The following is a 16085-nucleotide window of genomic DNA, read 5'->3' as shown; positions in this document are numbered from 1 at the left end:
GCCGAAACGGCCTGCGCCGCGCAAGGTTTACGCGCGCGCCTCACCGATTGACGTGACGCCAAGGACGTTCAGCACCTTGGCCTCGATCTGTTCGGCGTTCATGCCTGCGACCGCGTACATATCGGCTGGGCTTGCCTGGTCGATGAAGATGTCGGGCAGGACCATGGAGCGGTACTTGAGCCCGGTGTCGAACACGCCCTCTTCGGCCAGAAGCTGGGCCACATGGCTGCCGAAACCGCCGACGGCACCTTCTTCGATGGTGATCAGCGCTTCGTGATCCGCCGCCAGTTGCAGGATCAACTCGCGGTCGAGCGGTTTGGCAAAGCGGGCGTCTGCAATGGTGGGGACGATCCCCTTGGCGGCTAGGTTTTCGGCAGCCTTCTGCACCTCTTGCAGGCGGGTGCCGAAAGACAAGAGGGCGACGCCCTTGCCCTCTTGGATCATCCGGCCCTTGCCGATCTCGAGCGGCGTGCCGCGTTCGGGCATGTCGACGCCTGTACCCTCGCCTCGCGGGAAGCGGAAGGCAATGGGGCCGTCGTTGTGGGCGGCTGCCGTCGCGACCATATGGGCCAGTTCCGCCTCGTCCGCGGCAGCCATCACGGTGAAACCGGGCAGGTTCGACAGGTAAGCCACGTCGAACGCGCCCGCGTGGGTCGCGCCGTCGGCGCCAACAAGCCCCGCGCGGTCGATGGCGAAGCGGACGGGCAGGCGCTGAATTGCCACGTCGTGCACGACCTGGTCATAACCGCGCTGCAAGAAGGTCGAGTAGATCGCGCAGAACGGCTTCATCCCCCCAGCCGCCAGCGCGGCGGAGAAGGTGACGCCGTGTTGTTCTGCAATGCCCACGTCAAAGCAGCGACTGGGGTAGCGTTCGGCAAAGAGATTGAGGCCAGTACCGTCTGGCATGGCGGCGGTAACAGCGCAGACTTTATCGTCCGCCTCGGCCTGTTTGATCAGGTGCTGGGCAAAGACGGATGTGTAGCTGGGCGCGTTGGAGGGCGACTTTTTCTGCTTGCCAGTGACCACGTCGAACTTGGCTGTGGCGTGGCCCTTGTCGCGGGCGGTTTCGGCAGGGGCGTATCCCTTGCCCTTTTTTGTGAGCACGTGGATCAGGATGGGCCCAGTGGCGCGCGCCTTTACGGTGCGTAGTACGGGCAGCAACTGGTCCATGTCGTGGCCGTCGATGGGGCCGAGATAGCTGAACCCGAGTTCCTCGAACAACGTGCCGCCCACAGCCATGCCCTTGAGCATGTCCTTGGCCCGTTTCGCCCCTTCGCGGAAGGGTTCGGGCAGCAGGCTGACGGCGCCCTTGGCCGCCGCCTTGAGGTCTTGGAACGGGTTTTGGGCATAGAGCCGCGACAGGTACGACGACATGGCGCCGACGGGCGGGGCGATGGACATTTCGTTGTCGTTCAGGATGACGAACAGCCGTTTGCCCAGGTGGCCCGCGTTGTTCATCGCCTCATAGGCCATGCCGGCGCTCATAGATCCGTCGCCAATAACGGCAATGGCGTCGCCGGACCCTTCTGGCGGTTGGCCGCCCAGATCACGCGCCACGGCGAACCCGAGCGCGGCGCTGATCGACGTAGAGGAGTGGGCGGCGCCGAACGGGTCATAGGGTGATTCAGAGCGTTTGGTGAAGCCGCTCAGCCCGCCCTTCATCCGCAAGGTGCGAATGCGTTCGCGGCGTTCGGTGAGGATCTTGTGCGGGTAGCATTGGTGCCCCACGTCCCACACCAGCTTGTCGCGGGGCGTGTCAAACACAGCGTGCAGCGCGACGGTCAACTCCACAACGCCAAGCCCCGCTCCCAAGTGGCCGCCCGTGACTGATACGGCGGAAACGGTTTCAGCTCGCAACTCGTCCGCCACCTGTCGCAGCTGTGCGTCCGAGAACCGTTTGAGGTCGGCAGGCCGTTTAACGGTGTTCAGAAGCGGTGTGTTTGGCTGGTTTGACATGTGCGTCTCTAGCTGTTGCGGGTCACGACGAAGCGGGCGGCGTCCCGCAACGTGTCGGCGTCCGCTCGGTATACATGTAAGGCGTCGCACGCCTCGGTCACCAGTTCATCCGCGCGGCGTTTCGCCTCGTTCAGCCCCAAGAGGGACACAAAAGTCGCTTTGCCCGCGTCTGCGTCCTTGCCCGTGGCCTTGCCCATGGAGGCGGCATCACTGGTGACATCCAAGACGTCGTCGGCGATCTGGAAGGCAAGACCAAGGGCGCGGGCGTAGGTTTGCAGGGGGCCGATGTCGCCCCGCGCCATGCGCGCGCCGGCAGTGGCGGACCATTCTATCAAAGCACCCGTTTTGCCCCTTTGCAGAGCCGTAATTTCGTCGAGGCTTAGGGGCGCGTCTGCGGTTTCCGCGGCAATGTCGAGCGCCTGGCCCAGCACCATGCCTTGCGCACCCGAAGCCTTGGCCAGCGATTGCGCGAGGTCGGCGCGCGCGTTGCCGTCGCCCGTATCGGGATGGGTGCACAGCTCAAAGGCCAGAGTTTGCAGTGCGTCACCGGCCAGCACCGCTGTTGCCTCATCCCATTTGACATGCACCGTGGGTTCGCCGCGCCGAAGATCGTCGTCATCCATGCAAGGCAGATCATCGTGGATGAGGGAGTATGCGTGCAGCGCCTCGATTCCGGTTGCGGGCCAAATCGCCTGATTAGGGTCTATGTCGTGCAGCCGCGCGCTTTCCAGCACCAGAAACCCGCGCAACCGTTTACCGCCGTTGGTCGCGTGAATCATGGCTTGCACCACGGGCACGTCATCCAGCGCACCTAGCACGGCGTCGAACCGCGCCTGGATGGCGGTGGCCGCGTCACTCAGCCTTTGGCGGAACATATTTCTTATAGGCCTTCGACCGGTTTCAGCCCGGTGGGATTGCCGTCGGCGTCGGTGGTGATGGCGGCGACCTTCTCCTCGGCCTCGCGCAGCTTGGTCTCGCACCGCTTCTTGAGCAGCGCGCCGCGTTCATAGAGCTTGATGGAATCGTCCAGCGCCACGTCGCCCCGTTCCAACTGGCCCAGCACCTGTTCCAGTTCGGCCATCGCTTCTTCGAAGCTCATTTCGTCTACGGGGCGGTCGGTCATTGGGTGGCCTTCATCAGCGATTGGACGTGGGCGCGGGCGCATGCGGCCAGCGCGTCCAGATCATAGCCCCCTTCCAGCACCGACACCACCCGGCCTTTGCACACGTCTTGAGCAGTTTGCGTCAGCATGTCGGTGAGGGTCGTGTAGGTGTCTGCCGTCCAGTTGAGTTGCGCCAGCGGGTCATCCTGATGCGCGTCGAACCCGGCAGAGATCAGGATAAGCTCGGGCTGGTGTTTGATCAGGGCCGGAATCACTTGCCGTTCGTATTCCGCGATGGCATGGGTGCTATCCGTATGCGGGGCAAGCGGGATGTTCAGCACGGTGCCGTGCGGGCCGCGGTCGGATGCCTGACCGGTGCCCGGCCAGAGTGGTATTTGCTGCGATGTGACCACCAAGGCACGGGGGTCATCTTGCAGCAGCGCTTGGGTGCCGTTGCCGTGATGGACGTCGAAATCGACCACGGCGACACGCTCCAACCCATGCACTTCGAGAGCATGTTTCGCAGCGATGGCCACATTGCCAAAGATGCAAAATCCCATTGGTAGAGACTGTTCCGCATGATGTCCGGGCGGGCGCATGGCGACGAAAGCGTTCTGCACTTCGTCGTCCAGAACCATGTCGACCGCCTTGACCGCGCCACCTGCGGCGCGCCACACGGCGTTGTAGGATGTGGGCGACAGGAAGGTCTCGGCGTCGGTTTCGCGGTCGAGACCGGCGAACCCATCGGTGGGTACCTTGGACCGGACGAAGTCGATGTAGTCCTGCGGATGGCACAGCGCGATGGAGGCGTCATCGGCAATCGGTGGATCAACACGGATCAGGTCAAGGTCGGCCAAAGCGCGCTGGATGTAGTCGAGCCGCGCCTCCTGTTCGGGCATGCCCGGGGGTGTGACATGCAAAAGGCCGTCGCGATGGGTCAGCAGTGCTGTGCTCATGGCTTCATTGTTCCAAAAATATGCAAACCCGACGGATCAATCCGGCGCCAGCATGTAGCCTGCGCCGCGCACGGTCTGCAGGTAGCGGGGTTGCTTGGGGTTGCTTTCGATCTTGCGCCGCAGCCGCGTGATCTGCACGTCCACCGCCCGTTCCTGGGCTTGGCCCCGGTCGCGGCCCAGATCCTCGACCAGCTTGGCGCGGCTTATGGCTTCGCCGGGTTTGGCGGAAAACAGCTTCATCAACTGCATCTCGGTGGCGGTCAGCCGGACGAGGTCCTCGCCCTGCCACATCTCGCCCCGTTCCATATCGTAGCGAATGGGGCCGAGGGTGAGGATTTTGGGCGCGGCCTCTTCCGGGGCCACGTCGGGCACACGGCGCAGGATGGCGTTGATGCGCAGCAGAAGTTCCTTGGGCTCGAACGGTTTGGGCAGGTAGTCGTCGGCGCCGGCCTCCAGCCCTTCGATCCGCGCGTCGGTTTCGCCCCGGGCGGTCAGCAGCAGGATCGGCGTGGCGTGGGTTTCGCGCAAGGACCGGCACAGGCTCAGCCCGTCTTCGCCCGGCATCATCACGTCCAGCACCATCAGGTCAAAGTCGAGGCCTGCGAGAACCCGCCGCGCATGGGCGGCGTCGCGGGCGGCGGTCACAAGAAACCCGCTCCGCATCAGGAATTTCTGCAACAGGCTCCGGATCCGTTCGTCGTCATCGACGATCAGCAAATGGGCGTCAAAGTCACTCATGCACCGCTCTCCTTAAGTCTTTGATAGGTGCGATGCATTTCCGTGTCCATCATCGCCTCGAGCACGGTGCGAAAGCCCGCCACCGCCTCCGGCCCTGCGTCGCGGAACGCCGTGCGCATCCGTGCGCGTTGTGCGTCGGACAACCGCCCTTCGAGCGTACGGCCGTCTTCGGTCAGAAACAGGTGACGTTCCCGTTTGTCGGATTTGCCGACCCGGCTTTCGACCAGCCCGTCCTCGATCAAGGTACGCAGGACGCGGTTCAGGGATTGCTTGGTGACGCCGAGGATGTTGAGCAGGTTGTTCACCGTGGTGCCTGGCGCGCGGTTGATGAAGTGGATCGCCCGGTGATGCGCCCGGCCATAGGCCATGTCCGACAGGATGCGGTCCGGATCGGCGGTAAAGCCGCGATAGGCAAAGAACATCGCCTCAATCCCTTGCCGCAATTGTTCGTCGGTCAGGAAAAGAAGGTTTTCTCCACCTCTGGTCGTGGTTGCCCGTCCGTCTTCCATAACCGCCCCCGCTCAAGCGTCGTCTTTTGTAGCAGTTTAAGTCAGCCTTGTTGACATTCCAAGGGCGAAGCGATATCGAATCGCAGGTTTTACGCAACTTTATGACCGCATCGGTCTTATCTGCGCAATAAATGCAAATCGGGAGGGCGCCATGGCTGGCTACGATGATCGCGACGGACAAATCTGGATGGACGGCCAAATGGTCGATTGGCGTCAGGCGAATGTCCATATTCTGAGCCACGCCATGCACTATGCGTCGTCGGTGTTCGAAGGCGAGCGGGCCTATAACGGCAAGATTTTCCTGAGCCGCCAGCATTCCGAGCGCCTGCATTTTTCAGCGGGTGAGCTGGATTTCCAGATCCCCTACACCGTGGACGAGATCGAAGCCGCCAAGCAGCAAGTCCTGACCGCCAATGGCCTGACCGACGCCTATGTGCGTGCGGTGGCATGGCGTGGCGCGGGCGAGGACATGGGTGTCTCATCCGCCCGCAACCCGGTGCATCTGGCCATCGCCGCTTGGGAGTGGGGCAGCTATTATGGCGACGCCAAGTTCAAGGGCGCCAAGATCGACATTTCCAAGTGGAAGCGCCCGAGCCCCGAGACGATTCCGGTCCACGCCAAGGCGGCGGGTCTGTACATGATCTGCACCACGTCCAAACACGCGGCAGAGGCCAAGGGCTGTTCGGACGCGCTGTTCATGGATTACCGCGGCTATGTGGCGGAGTGCACGGGCGCCAACATCTTTTTCGTCAAGGATGGTGAGGTGCACACACCCAAGGCGGACGTGTTCCTGAACGGCCTGACCCGGCAGACGGTGATCGGCCGGTTGCAGGACAAGCAGATCAAGGTGCACGAGCGGGTGATCATGCCCGAAGAGCTGGAAGGCTTTGAGCAGTGCTGGGTGACCGGTACCGCAGCCGAGGTGACGCCGGTCGGCCAGATCGGGGACTATAACTTCGAGGTTGGCGCAATGTGTCGCGATGTGGCCGAAGATTACGAAAAGCTGGTGCGCAGCTGATATGGACTACGACGCCTTCGCCATCGCGTGGGAGGCGGCGTGGAATTCGCACGATCTGGACCGCATCCTCGGGCACTATGCCGAGGACGTCGTCTTTCGCTCGCAAAAGGCGATGCGGCTGGTCGGTCATGGTGAGTTGCATGGCAAGGCCGCGCTTTGCGCGTACTGGTCCCGCGCGTTAGAGGCCCAGCCAGATCTGTCGTTCATCGTGGTCGATGTGCTGCATGGGCACGGTATGATGGTGATCACGTATCGCAACCAGCGCGATGTTCTCGCTGCAGAAACACTACGCTTCGGGGCCGACGGGCTGGTGGTAGAGGCGTCGGCTTGTCACAAGCCTTAACCCTTCGGATCCGTCACCGCCCGTGCCCTGCTGCGTCCGCCGCCCAATTGGCGTTCGCGCCAGATGATAATCACACCGCCCAGTATGACGAGCGTTGCGCCGATCACTGTTTCGGTTGTCGGCAACTCGGCAAAGATTAGGTAGCCGATAAGGGCGGCGAAGATAAGCGATGTGTAATCGAACGGCGCCAGCATGGAGGCGGCGCCGAAGCGGTAACTGGCCGTCACCAGGATCTGAGCAATCCCGCCGATCAGGCCCGCGCTCACCAGTAGGATGATGTCCGTGGTCGTTGGAACGATCCAGCCGAAGGGCAGGCTGAAGAGGCTCAACACAGTGGCCGTCACCGAGAAGTAGAAGACGATGGCGGCGGTGTGCTCGGTCTTGACCAGCGTGCGGATGTGAATTTGCACGACGGCGCGCAGGATCGACGCCCCCAGCACCATCAGTGCGCCGATTGTGCCTGCGGTGCCAACCGTTGCAACATCCACCGACAGGCGTGGCCACATCACGATCATCACCCCCACAAGTCCCAGCGCAACCGCGCTGATCCGGAACAGGCGCACCTTTTCGCCCAGCATGATTGCGGCCAGGATGACCGTGAACATCGGCGTGGCGTAGCCGATCGCCGTCACCTCGGGCAGGGGCAACAATGCAAGGCCCGCGAATGTCAGTGCCATGGCCGAGGTCCCGAACAGACCGCGCCAGATGTGACCGGTCAGGTTGTTGGGTGTCAGCGCTTCGCGCATCTCACCGGCCCGCCAGATCCAGGCCATGATGATCGGCAGGGCAAAGAATGAGCGGAAGAACACGGCCTGGCCCGAGGGGACGTTTTGCGTCGCGGCCTTGATCATCGCGGCCATGACCATGAACAGGAACACCGCCACGAGCTTGAGGCCGATGGCGGTGCCGGGCTTGTTCTGGGTTGTGGGGGCTTTCATTTCCCCCAATCCTTGTCGGGTTGGGGCAGGATTGGCAAGCCGATCAGTTCAGTTTGGCAACGCCGAGCGGAACGCTGAACTTTTCGCACCAGATATAGACTTCGTTGAAGTCCGAGACGTCTACGCCTGCCGGAATGACAAAGGATTGCGCGCCGGTCAGATTGCCCAGCACGCCCGCATCGGTACGGCCGTCATATTTGCCGTCCTTGCCCAAGCCCACGCGCGGGTCGGGCGCACCATCGAGGCTGAAGTCTTCGCCCAGCACGATGGTATGGCTGCCGTCGGCATTCTTGATCACGTCAACTTCGCCGGTGGTGATGTGGTCCGACGCGCCGGTGAACGTGCCGCTTGCGATGGTGTCGGCGGAGGCTGGGCCGGTGGCAAAGCCAATGACAATGGCGAGGGTCAGGGCGATGGATTTCATGAGGGTGAGCATTGCTGTCTCCATTGTGGACTGTATGGTTCCTAATATGTGGATAGCAAAAGGAACCGAATGGTACAAAACACAAACTTGTGAGTTCTGGACTATATGGTTCCAAACACTATATTGAAGGTCAGACATCGGAGACAGCACATGGCCAGACCACGATCATTCGACATTGACGACGCGCTGGAAAAGGCGATGCACGTCTTTTGGGAACACGGGTACGAGGGGGCGTCGCTGCCTGACCTGCTGGATGGCATGGGGTTGACGCGGGGCAGTCTCTACAAGGCGTTCACCGATAAAAAGACGCTCTTTCTGCAGGTCTTGCAGCGCTATGAGCGACAGGCGGTTCAGGCGGGTGTTGCGATGCTTGCCGATCCGTCCATTCCAAATGGGGCGGAGCGTATCATGGCGATGTTCCAGGGCTCCTATCAGAACGTCGTCAATGGCGATGCGCGCGGGTGCTTGCTGTGTACCGCTGCGGCGGGGCCAAGCAGTTACGACGATGATGTTGCCAAGGCCGTGTCCGAAGGATTGGGTGCCTTGCGCGATGGGATTTATACGGCGTTGGGCGCGTCACCGAAGCATGCCGTCTTGAACCCAGCGGAGCGTGGTGCCCTCGCCGATATGATCATCGCGCAGTATGTTGGTCTGCGCACCATGGCGCGGGCGCGCATTGATCACGACACACTGCACAACATCGTCCGCTCTGTTGGCGTGATGCTGGCCTAGCCGATCTTACCGCGCTCGCCGCCAGTCTGACCGCGGTCGAGCAGCAGGTGGTCCAGGATGACGCAGGCCATCATCGCCTCGCCCACCGGTACTGCGCGGATACCGACGCAGGGGTCATGGCGGCCCTTTGTGATGATTTCGGCCTCTTCGCCGGATTTGGTGATCGTCTTGCGGGTTTGCAGGATCGACGACGTCGGCTTGACCGCAAAGCGCGCAACGATGTCCTGCCCGGTCGAGATACCGCCGAGGATACCGCCCGCGTGGTTGGAGGAATATTCGGGCCCGTTTCGTCCCATTGTGATCTCATCCGCGTTCAACTCGCCAGTGAGCATGGCGGCAGACATGCCTTCGCCAATCTCGACCCCTTTGACCGCGTTGATCGACATCATTCCCGCCGCAAGATCAGTGTCTAACTTGCCGTAAACCGGGGCGCCGAGACCTGCGGGCACGCCGCGCGCGACCACTTCAATCACGGCGCCGACCGACGAGCCGGATTTGCGCAGACCATCGAGGTAATCGGCCCATGTCGTGGCTGCTTTGGCGTCGGGCACCCAGAACGGGTTCTGGTCGATCTGGTCCCAGTCGAACTTGTCCCGGTCAATCTCGTGCGCACCCATGCGGGTCATGTAGCCCTTGATCTCGATCCCCGGCACCAGCTTGTCCAGTGCCGCGCGTGCCAGACCGCCTGCGGCCACCCTCGCTGCCGTTTCGCGGGCAGAGGACCGGCCCCCGCCGCGGTAGTCGCGGATGCCGTATTTCTGCCAATAGGTGATATCGGCATGACCGGGGCGAAACTTTTCGGCGATATCGCCATAGTCCTTCGACCGCTGGTCGGTGTTTTCGATCATCAGCTGGACGGGGGTGCCTGTGGTCTGCCCTTCGAACACGCCCGACAGGATTTTAACCGCGTCGGGTTCACGCCGCTGCGTCGTGTATTTGTTCTGACCGGGTTTGCGCTTGTCCAGCCAGTGCTGGATCATCGCCTCATCAACCTCGACCCCCGGCGGGCACCCGTCGACCGTGGCCCCAAGCGCAGGTCCATGGCTTTCGCCCCATGTGGTCACGCGGAAAAGATGGCCAAAACTGTTGATCGACATGGGGTTGCTCCTTTGCCGGACCCGTCTAGCGATGCGATGCGGCACGCTCAAGGCGTTTTCCGCTTGCAGGGGCGGGGCGCGGGCCCTAGCTTCCGCCCTACCTCGGGGTGCCTGGAAACAGGCTGAGATGCGCACAGCGAACCCGTTGAACCTGAACCGGTTAACACCGGCGGAGGGAAGGTTTGGCTCATCCCAAGATCCTTATCCCGCCGCCTCTCTGATTGGAGGATGCGATGAAATACGCTTTGACTTTGGCTGCCACGCTTGGCGCCACGACGGCATTGGCCGACACGCCCGTTCTGACTGTTTATGCGGGAGACTATTTTACGTCTGAATGGGGTCCGGGACCCATCATCGAGACGGAGTTTGAAAAGATCTGTGCCTGCGATCTGGAATGGTCCACCGGCGATCTGGTGCCGCGCCTGTTGCTGGAAGGGAAGCGGACCAAAGCCGACGTGGTCATTGGCCTGACTTCCGACGTGACGGCCAAGGCGCGCGCGACAGATCTGTTTGCCCCGCACGGTCAGGACAACAGCGCACTGACGCTGCCGATTGAGTGGACAGATGACACGTTCCTGCCGTTCAACTACGGGCACACGGCGTTCATTTACAATGAGAATACGATGGACGCGCCGCCCGCGAGTTTTGAGGATTTGCTGGCGCTGCCCGACGACGTGAAGATCGTCATTCAGGACCCGCGCACGTCGATTTCCGGTCTGGCTTTGGTGCTTTGGGTGCAGGCGGTTTATGGCGACCGGTCGGCAGAGGTGTGGGAGGCGCTGTCGGACAACATCCTGACCGTGACCAAGGATTGGTCGGCGTCCTACGGCCTTTTCACTGACGGTGAGGCCGACATGGTGCTCAGCTACACGACCTCGCCCGCGTATCACATGTTTGCCGAAGAGGACTTCACCAAGAAGGCGGCGATCTTCCCCGAAGGCCACTATTTCATGGTTGAAACGGTGGGCAAGATTGCGGGCACGGACCAGCCTGCGCTGGCGGATCAGTTCCTGGCCTATGTGATGTCGCGCGACTTCCAGACCATTATTCCCACCGCCAACTGGTCGCTGCCTTCGGCCTTGCCGCAGGCCGATTGGCCCGAGGGGTGGTCGGAATTGCCGCTGCCTGAAAAGGTGCTGTTCTACTCGGAAACCGAGGCGGCAGAGCTGCAAGCGGACGCGGTCGAGACATGGCGCGCCGCGCTCAGCCAGTAAGCCAAAGGGCTGGCATCATCGCGGCGGCGTTCGTCGTCGCGGTGGTGATTGCAGCCTTTGTCGGCATCAGTCAGAGGATTGAAACCACCACTGGCTTGCGCGCTGCCGAATGGCAGGCGGTGCGCTTTACCGTGTGGCAGGCGTTTCTGTCTGCGCTGATTTCCGTGGTGTTGGCGGTACCCGTGGCCCGCGCCTTGGCCCGGCGGCGGTTGCCGGGGCACACGCTGTTGGTGACGCTGTTGGGCGCGCCGTTCATCCTGCCGGTGATCGTGGCTGTTCTGGGGTTGCTCGCGATCTTTGGGCGGAACGGGTGGCTGAACACAGCGCTGGGCGTGGTCGGATTGCCGGAGGTGTCCATCTATGGCGCGCATGGCGTTGTTTTGGCGCATGTTTTCTTCAACATGCCTTTGGCCACACGGTTGATCCTGCAAGGTTGGCAGTCCGTCCCGGCAGAGCAGTTTCGCATTGTGGGTCAGTTGGGACTGCCCCCGCGCATGGTGTTTCGCGTCATTGAATGGCCCATTCTGTGGCAGGTGGTGCCGGGGGCGTTTGCGCTGATCTTTGTCATTTGCCTGACGAGTTTTGCAGTGGCGCTGACTCTGGGTGGCGGTCCACGCGCGACGACGATTGAGTTGGCTATTTACCAAGCGTTTCGGTTCGACTTCGACCTCGGGCGGGCTGCTGTCCTGAGCCTGTTGCAGCTTGCCGTGGCGGGGGCTGCGGCGGTGCTGGCCCTTTGGATTCTGCCGCCCATCGCGTTGCAAACCGGGCGCGACAGGGCGGTGCGCCGGTGGGATGCACCTGCGCCATGGGGGGATGCTTTTTGGATCGTGCTTGCTGCCGGGTTCCTGTTGTTGCCGATGCTGTCCATTGCGCTGTCGGGCGTTGTGGGCCTGTTTTATATGCCTGTTTCGGTGTTGAGTGCGACCTGGACGACCGTCTGGGTTGCTTGCGTGAGCACCGTCGTTTTGCTGGTTCTTGCCCTGCCGATGGCGGCGTGGTTGGCGCAAGCGCAGTGGGGCGGGGCCGAGGCATTGACCCTTTTGGGCCTGGTCGCATCGCCCCTGATGATCGGGACGGGGTGGTTCATTCTGATCTTTCCATATGTCTCGCCCACAGCCTTTGCGTTGCCTGTGACCGCGCTGATCAACGCGATGATGGCGCTGCCATTTGCGGTGCGCATCCTGCTGCCTGCGATGCGGCAAGTGTTCAGTGATTACGGGCGTTTAAGTGTGGGCTTGGGACTGCGTGGGGTGTCGCTGTGGCGCATTGTCATCATCCCGCGCCTGCGTCCGCAGATCGGGTTTGCGGCGGGCTTGACGGCGGCGCTGAGTGTCGGGGACTTAGGCGTTGTGGCGCTGTTCGCGGACCCGGATGTGGCGACGCTTCCGTTGCAGATGTACCGGCTGATGGGCGCGTATCGGACCGAAGCGGCGGCGGGGGCGGCGTTGGTGCTGGTGGCGCTGGCCTTTGGGATGTTCTGGGTCTGCGATGCGTGGGGGCGGCGACATGCTGCGGGTTGAGGGGTTGCGGATCGCTCAAGGAGATTTTGCCCTGAGTGCGGATTTTGAGGTCGCGCAAGGCCGCCGGGTGGCGGTGATCGGGCCGTCTGGCGCGGGAAAGTCTACGCTTCTCAATGCGTTGGGTGGGTATGTCGACATTGCAGGTGGCAGCGTCGAGGTGGATGGCCGGGACGTGACCGATGCGGCGCCGGACAAGCGTGGGATCGCGATGCTGTTTCAGGACGGGAACCTGTTTCCGCATCTGACGCTGGCGCAGAATGTGGGCTTGGGGATACGGCCTGCGCTGCGGTTGAGTGAAGCCGAGACGGCGCAGGTGCATGACGCGCTGGGCCGTGTTGGGTTGGAAGATTTTGCGGATCGTAAGCCCGGTGATGTGTCGGGAGGGCAGCAAAGCCGGGCGGCTTTGGCGCGGGTGTTGGTGCAGGCCAAGCCGTTGCTTTTGCTGGATGAACCCTTTGCGGCGTTGGGGCCTGCGTTGCGGGTTGAGATGCTGGATTTGACGTCGCAGGTGGCGCGGGACGCGGGGGCCACGGTGTTGATGATCACCCACGCGCCAGAGGATGCGGAGCGCGCGGATGATCTGATATTTGTCGACGCGGGCCGCGTGGACCCGCCTCAGCCGGTGGCAAAAACCATGGTTGATCCGCCGCCGGCCTTGCGGGCCTATCTAGGCCGCTGAGCGCAGGTCTGCGCGTGTTGCGGTGATGCCCAGCGCGGCTTGGGCCGCTTCGCGCCCTTTGAGAACGAAGTGGTCGGCGTAGATGCCGAGGTGGTGCTCGGTTTCCTGGAAGTGGTGCGGGGTGAGTGAGACGGACAGGATCGGTATTCCGGTTTTCAGGCCCACTTGCATCAGGCCATCGACCACCGCTGAGGCGACGAAGTCGTGGCGGTAGATGCCGCCGTCGACCACGAGGGCGGCGCAGGCGATTGCGTGGTACTGACCGGTTTCGGCGAGGGTCTGGGCCATCAGCGGCATCTCGAACGCGCCGGGCACGTCGAAGACATCCACTTGATTTGACGCGATTATTTCGGTGAATCCCTGCAAAGCCTGATCGACGATGGCGGCGTGCCACTGGGCTTTGACAAAGGCGAAGCGGGTGTGTGTCACGGGTTTTCTCCTTTAGGTTCAGACACTTAAACACCCAAGGCGATTGCGCATGCGACAAGACGCACCCGTATGGATGCTGTCGCCTGCGTTCTCTTTCATCCGGACTGTGACCGTCGGCTCAGGCGTCTCACCTGATCTGCTGGACCCCCGGCTTGCCGGGGCGCTCGTGGGCTCTTGCTGACGCAAATACCACCGGTGGGGAATTTCACCCCGCCCTGAGAACAGCGTCAGGTTGCCAAGCCGCAGCGGCAGAGGCAAGAGGGACGCGACGTATCATGGAGCAGACACGTGCACCCGAACCCGATCTTTCACACCGAGACCGCCGACCGGAACATTGCGTTTGCGCGCGAGCGTGCGTTTGGCGTGCTGGCCGTGAATAGCGAAGACGGGCCGATGATGGCGCATATCCCCTTTCTGATTGATGAAGAGGGCGCGCAGCTGGACCTGCATCTGGTCCGGTCGAACCCGATTGCGCGGGCTTTGAAGGTGCCGATGAAGGCGAAGATCGCGGTGAGCGGGGCGGATGGGTATATCTCGCCCGACTGGTACGAGGTGCCGGATCAGGTGCCGACGTGGAACTACGTCGCCGTCCATATCACCGGCACGTTGGAGATGCTGCCGCACGAGATGATGCGCGACATGCTGGACCGGCAATCCAAGCATTTCGAGGATCAGTTGTTGCCCAAGACCCCGTGGACAACGGGCAAGATGACGCCCGAGGTGCTGGAGAAGATGATGCGCCAGATCGTGCCCTGTCGCATGGTGATCGAGGCGGTGGACGGCACCTGGAAGCTGAACCAGAACAAGCCGGACGAGGTGCGGTTGCGGGCGTCGGATTATGTGGATGCCTATGGGATGGGGCAGGAGACGCGCATCCTTGCTGCGCTGATGCGCGGGGCCTAGGCTGCGCGCGAATTCACGGGAGAATCGCGATGAAGCTGTTGATGGCGGGGCCCAGCCCCTTTGTGCGTAAAGTGCTGGTTTTGCTGCATGAAACGGAGCAGGCGGATGATGTCGAGACGGTGACGGTGACCGCAGCGCCCGGTGGCACGGATGCCACGCTGAAGGCGGCGAACCCGGTCGGCAAGATCCCGGCGCTGGTGCGCGACGAGGGGCCGACCCTGTATGACAGCAGGGTCATTTGCCGCTACCTTGATGCGCGGGCCGGGGCGGGTCTGTACCCCGACAAGGGGTGGGAGACATTGGTGCTGGAGGCCACGGCGGATGCGCTGATGGAGGCTGCCGTGCTGATGGTTTACGAAAAGCGGTTCCGGGAGGAGGCCATTCAGTCGGCGGACTGGATCGAGGCGCAGTGGGGCAAGGTCGAGGGGGCGCTTGACGCGCTCAATGCCCGCTGGATGGGGCAATTGGCCGGGAAGATGGACATCGGCCATATCGGTGTGGGCTGTGGTCTGGGCTATCTGGATTTCCGGCATGGGGAGAGGGACTGGCGCAAGGGGCGTGATGCGCTGGCCGCCTGGTACGAGGTGTTTGCGGCCCGTCCGTCGATGCGGGCGACGGCACCGGAAGGGTAATATTGCGCAACGTTCGGTGGGTGTTTCGTGCCGAACGGGCGCGAATCGGGGTTAACGCCAGCAAAACAGGGCGAATGAGCCATGCACCGGACGTACACATCCTGTGCACAGATCGTACACCGGAGATGCACCGCCCGGCCGGTTAACGGACCGCACGGTCGCGAGTCTTATCAACGGGTTAATCAAGCACCCTGCGACCACGTGTGTCAGTTTGCGTGCTGGACGTGAGCGGGTGACCCGGCTAGATAGCCCGATGAACAGGCCGCGTGTTTGCGTGGCTTGCGTTGTTATTTGACCCCTCGGGGTCGCTGGAAACTGGAGAAGTCCCCCGTGTCCCACGTTGAAGAAGACCACGAAGGCTCCCGGCGCGATTTTCTGTACTACGCCACGGCTGGCGCAGGTGCGGTGACGGCGGGTGCAGCGATCTGGCCGCTGGTGAACCAGATGAACCCATCGGCCGATGTTGTCGCGGCGAGCACGATGCGCGTCGATGTTTCGAGCGTTGGTCCTGGCACCCAGCTGACTGTGCTGTTCCTGGGCAAGCCGGTGTTCATTCGCCGCCGGACCGAGGAAGAGATCACGGCGGCCCGCGAGGTGTCGCTTGACGAGTTGCCCGATGATATCGCGCGCAACGAAAACCTGGGCGATGTGCCCGCAGATGACGCCAACCGCACGCTGGACGAAGCGGGCGAGTGGCTGGTGATGCAAGGCGTGTGTACGCACCTGGGCTGTGTGCCCTTGGGCGACGCAGGGGACTTTGGCGGCTGGTTCTGCCCCTGTCACGGCTCGCACTATGATACTTCGGGCCGGATCCGTCGTGGACCTGCACCGGAAAACCTGCCGGTTCCTGTTGCTGAATTCGTGGACGAGACCACGATTTTGTTGGGTTAAG

General features: G+C 62.5%; 19 protein-coding genes and 2 riboswitches. Of the genes, 9 read left to right on the top strand and 10 right to left on the bottom strand.

Translation table 11 applies throughout. The annotated features are described in order from the left end of the window. Positions 1-27: 27 nt before the first annotated feature. From dxs to BWR18_RS16150, 6 genes are read right to left on the bottom strand one after another with little or no spacing between them, the layout of a single operon-like run. Positions 28-1956 carry a 1-deoxy-D-xylulose-5-phosphate synthase gene (gene dxs / locus BWR18_RS16175; protein WP_076629474.1) on the bottom strand — a complete coding sequence of 643 codons (1929 nt, stop codon included), beginning with the start codon at positions 1954-1956 and terminating at the stop codon, positions 28-30. A gap of 8 nt (positions 1957-1964) precedes the next feature. Further along, entirely contained in the window at positions 1965-2831 is an 867-nt protein-coding gene (locus BWR18_RS16170) for a polyprenyl synthetase family protein (protein WP_076629472.1), read from the bottom strand. A 5-nt stretch (positions 2832-2836) separates the two neighbouring features. Next, positions 2837-3079, bottom strand: coding sequence for an exodeoxyribonuclease VII small subunit (locus BWR18_RS16165; protein ID WP_039684979.1), 243 nt, complete (start codon positions 3077-3079; stop codon positions 2837-2839). Beyond that, positions 3076-4014: a histone deacetylase family protein gene (locus BWR18_RS16160; protein ID WP_076629470.1), complete on the bottom strand. Its 939-nt coding sequence runs from the start codon at positions 4012-4014 to the stop codon at positions 3076-3078. The genes BWR18_RS16165 and BWR18_RS16160 overlap by 4 nt, the downstream gene beginning before the upstream one ends. A 36-nt stretch (positions 4015-4050) precedes the next feature. Then, complete coding sequence (locus BWR18_RS16155) at positions 4051-4752, bottom strand: response regulator (protein WP_076629469.1); 702 nt, start codon at positions 4750-4752, stop codon at positions 4051-4053. Further along, positions 4749-5261 carry a MarR family winged helix-turn-helix transcriptional regulator gene (locus BWR18_RS16150; protein WP_076629468.1) on the bottom strand — a complete coding sequence of 171 codons (513 nt, stop codon included), beginning with the start codon at positions 5259-5261 and terminating at the stop codon, positions 4749-4751. The genes BWR18_RS16155 and BWR18_RS16150 overlap by 4 nt, the downstream gene beginning before the upstream one ends. Before the next feature lie 151 nt (positions 5262-5412). Between BWR18_RS16150 and BWR18_RS16145 the strand changes: the two genes are divergently transcribed. Both BWR18_RS16145 and BWR18_RS16140 read left to right on the top strand, forming a co-directional pair. Further along, positions 5413-6279 (top strand): branched-chain amino acid aminotransferase, encoded by an 867-nt coding sequence (locus tag BWR18_RS16145; RefSeq protein WP_076629467.1) that lies wholly within the window; start codon positions 5413-5415, stop codon positions 6277-6279. A 1-nt stretch (position 6280) separates the two neighbouring features. Beyond that, positions 6281-6622, top strand: coding sequence for a nuclear transport factor 2 family protein (locus BWR18_RS16140; RefSeq protein ID WP_076629466.1), 342 nt, complete (start codon positions 6281-6283; stop codon positions 6620-6622). Here the strand turns inward: BWR18_RS16140 and BWR18_RS16135 are convergent. Then, the gene (locus tag BWR18_RS16135) at positions 6619-7560 is read right to left on the bottom strand and encodes a DMT family transporter (RefSeq protein WP_076629465.1); all 942 of its coding nucleotides are present in this window, start codon (positions 7558-7560) and stop codon (positions 6619-6621) included. The two genes, BWR18_RS16140 and BWR18_RS16135, sit on opposite strands and share 4 nt — an antisense overlap. A gap of 43 nt (positions 7561-7603) precedes the next feature. Further along, a complete protein-coding gene (locus tag BWR18_RS16130) occupies positions 7604-8008 on the bottom strand; it encodes a DM13 domain-containing protein (protein ID WP_076629464.1) in 405 nt (134 codons plus the stop codon). Between the two features lie 126 nt (positions 8009-8134). Between BWR18_RS16130 and BWR18_RS16125 the strand changes: the two genes are divergently transcribed. After that, a complete protein-coding gene (locus BWR18_RS16125) occupies positions 8135-8716 on the top strand; it encodes a TetR/AcrR family transcriptional regulator (RefSeq protein ID WP_076629463.1) in 582 nt (193 codons plus the stop codon). On the opposite strand, the gene aroC is transcribed toward BWR18_RS16125, so the two are convergent. Then, the gene (aroC, locus tag BWR18_RS16120; RefSeq protein WP_076629462.1) at positions 8713-9813 is read right to left on the bottom strand and encodes a chorismate synthase; all 1101 of its coding nucleotides are present in this window, start codon (positions 9811-9813) and stop codon (positions 8713-8715) included. The two genes, BWR18_RS16125 and aroC, sit on opposite strands and share 4 nt — an antisense overlap. A gap of 93 nt (positions 9814-9906) precedes the next feature. Beyond that, positions 9907-10008, top strand: a riboswitch (TPP riboswitch). A 38-nt stretch (positions 10009-10046) separates the two neighbouring features. On the opposite strand from aroC, the gene BWR18_RS16115 reads away from it, so the two are divergent. Genes BWR18_RS16115 through BWR18_RS16105 form a run of 3 tightly spaced genes read left to right on the top strand, consistent with a single transcriptional unit; the run spans position 10047 to position 13229 of the window. After that, complete coding sequence (locus tag BWR18_RS16115; protein WP_076629461.1) at positions 10047-11027, top strand: thiamine ABC transporter substrate-binding protein; 981 nt, start codon at positions 10047-10049, stop codon at positions 11025-11027. Continuing rightward, entirely contained in the window at positions 11003-12550 is a 1548-nt protein-coding gene (locus BWR18_RS16110) for a thiamine/thiamine pyrophosphate ABC transporter permease ThiP (RefSeq protein ID WP_076629460.1), read from the top strand. The genes BWR18_RS16115 and BWR18_RS16110 overlap by 25 nt, the downstream gene beginning before the upstream one ends. Next, positions 12537-13229 (top strand): thiamine ABC transporter ATP-binding protein, encoded by a 693-nt coding sequence (locus BWR18_RS16105; protein WP_076630369.1) that lies wholly within the window; start codon positions 12537-12539, stop codon positions 13227-13229. The genes BWR18_RS16110 and BWR18_RS16105 overlap by 14 nt, the downstream gene beginning before the upstream one ends. Here BWR18_RS16105 and BWR18_RS16100 read toward each other — a convergent pair. Beyond that, entirely contained in the window at positions 13218-13658 is a 441-nt protein-coding gene (locus tag BWR18_RS16100; RefSeq protein ID WP_076629459.1) for a 6,7-dimethyl-8-ribityllumazine synthase, read from the bottom strand. The two genes, BWR18_RS16105 and BWR18_RS16100, sit on opposite strands and share 12 nt — an antisense overlap. A gap of 83 nt (positions 13659-13741) precedes the next feature. Further along, positions 13742-13885: riboswitch (FMN riboswitch) on the bottom strand. Positions 13886-13946: 61 nt separating this feature from the next. Here BWR18_RS16100 and BWR18_RS16095 point away from each other — a divergent pair. The 3 genes from BWR18_RS16095 (at position 13947) to petA (ending at position 16084) form a co-directional block, all read left to right on the top strand. After that, complete coding sequence (locus BWR18_RS16095; protein WP_076629458.1) at positions 13947-14561, top strand: FMN-binding negative transcriptional regulator; 615 nt, start codon at positions 13947-13949, stop codon at positions 14559-14561. A 29-nt stretch (positions 14562-14590) separates the two neighbouring features. Then, complete coding sequence (locus BWR18_RS16090; RefSeq protein WP_076629457.1) at positions 14591-15193, top strand: glutathione S-transferase; 603 nt, start codon at positions 14591-14593, stop codon at positions 15191-15193. 330 nt (positions 15194-15523) lie between these two features. Continuing rightward, the gene (gene petA / locus BWR18_RS16085; protein WP_076629455.1) at positions 15524-16084 is read left to right on the top strand and encodes a ubiquinol-cytochrome c reductase iron-sulfur subunit; all 561 of its coding nucleotides are present in this window, start codon (positions 15524-15526) and stop codon (positions 16082-16084) included. Position 16085 lies beyond the last annotated feature (1 nt).

It is taken from the genome of Tateyamaria omphalii, assembly GCF_001969365.1.
In the GTDB taxonomy this organism is placed as follows: Bacteria; Pseudomonadota; Alphaproteobacteria; order Rhodobacterales; family Rhodobacteraceae; genus Tateyamaria; species Tateyamaria omphalii_A.
Note: the sequence above shows the minus strand (reverse complement) of the source record. Positions and strands in the feature narration are given on the sequence as shown.

Bases quoted from the DNA above. Each gene is read 5' to 3' on its own strand.
- dxs (WP_076629474.1), bottom strand. From the start codon at position 1,956: ATGTCAAACCAGCCAAACACACCGCTTCTGAACACCGTTAAACGGCCT.
- BWR18_RS16170 (WP_076629472.1), bottom strand. From the start codon at position 2,831: ATGTTCCGCCAAAGGCTGAGTGACGCGGCCACCGCCATCCAGGCGCGG.
- BWR18_RS16165 (WP_039684979.1), bottom strand. From the start codon at position 3,079: ATGACCGACCGCCCCGTAGACGAAATGAGCTTCGAAGAAGCGATGGCC.
- BWR18_RS16160 (WP_076629470.1), bottom strand. From the start codon at position 4,014: ATGAGCACAGCACTGCTGACCCATCGCGACGGCCTTTTGCATGTCACA.
- BWR18_RS16155 (WP_076629469.1), bottom strand. From the start codon at position 4,752: ATGAGTGACTTTGACGCCCATTTGCTGATCGTCGATGACGACGAACGG.
- BWR18_RS16150 (WP_076629468.1), bottom strand. From the start codon at position 5,261: ATGGAAGACGGACGGGCAACCACGACCAGAGGTGGAGAAAACCTTCTT.
- BWR18_RS16145 (WP_076629467.1), top strand. From the start codon at position 5,413: ATGGCTGGCTACGATGATCGCGACGGACAAATCTGGATGGACGGCCAA.
- BWR18_RS16140 (WP_076629466.1), top strand. From the start codon at position 6,281: ATGGACTACGACGCCTTCGCCATCGCGTGGGAGGCGGCGTGGAATTCG.
- BWR18_RS16135 (WP_076629465.1), bottom strand. From the start codon at position 7,560: ATGAAAGCCCCCACAACCCAGAACAAGCCCGGCACCGCCATCGGCCTC.
- BWR18_RS16130 (WP_076629464.1), bottom strand. From the start codon at position 8,008: ATGGAGACAGCAATGCTCACCCTCATGAAATCCATCGCCCTGACCCTC.
- BWR18_RS16125 (WP_076629463.1), top strand. From the start codon at position 8,135: ATGGCCAGACCACGATCATTCGACATTGACGACGCGCTGGAAAAGGCG.
- aroC (WP_076629462.1), bottom strand. From the start codon at position 9,813: ATGTCGATCAACAGTTTTGGCCATCTTTTCCGCGTGACCACATGGGGC.
- BWR18_RS16115 (WP_076629461.1), top strand. From the start codon at position 10,047: ATGAAATACGCTTTGACTTTGGCTGCCACGCTTGGCGCCACGACGGCA.
- BWR18_RS16110 (WP_076629460.1), top strand. From the start codon at position 11,003: ATGGCGCGCCGCGCTCAGCCAGTAAGCCAAAGGGCTGGCATCATCGCG.
- BWR18_RS16105 (WP_076630369.1), top strand. From the start codon at position 12,537: ATGCTGCGGGTTGAGGGGTTGCGGATCGCTCAAGGAGATTTTGCCCTG.
- BWR18_RS16090 (WP_076629457.1), top strand. From the start codon at position 14,591: ATGAAGCTGTTGATGGCGGGGCCCAGCCCCTTTGTGCGTAAAGTGCTG.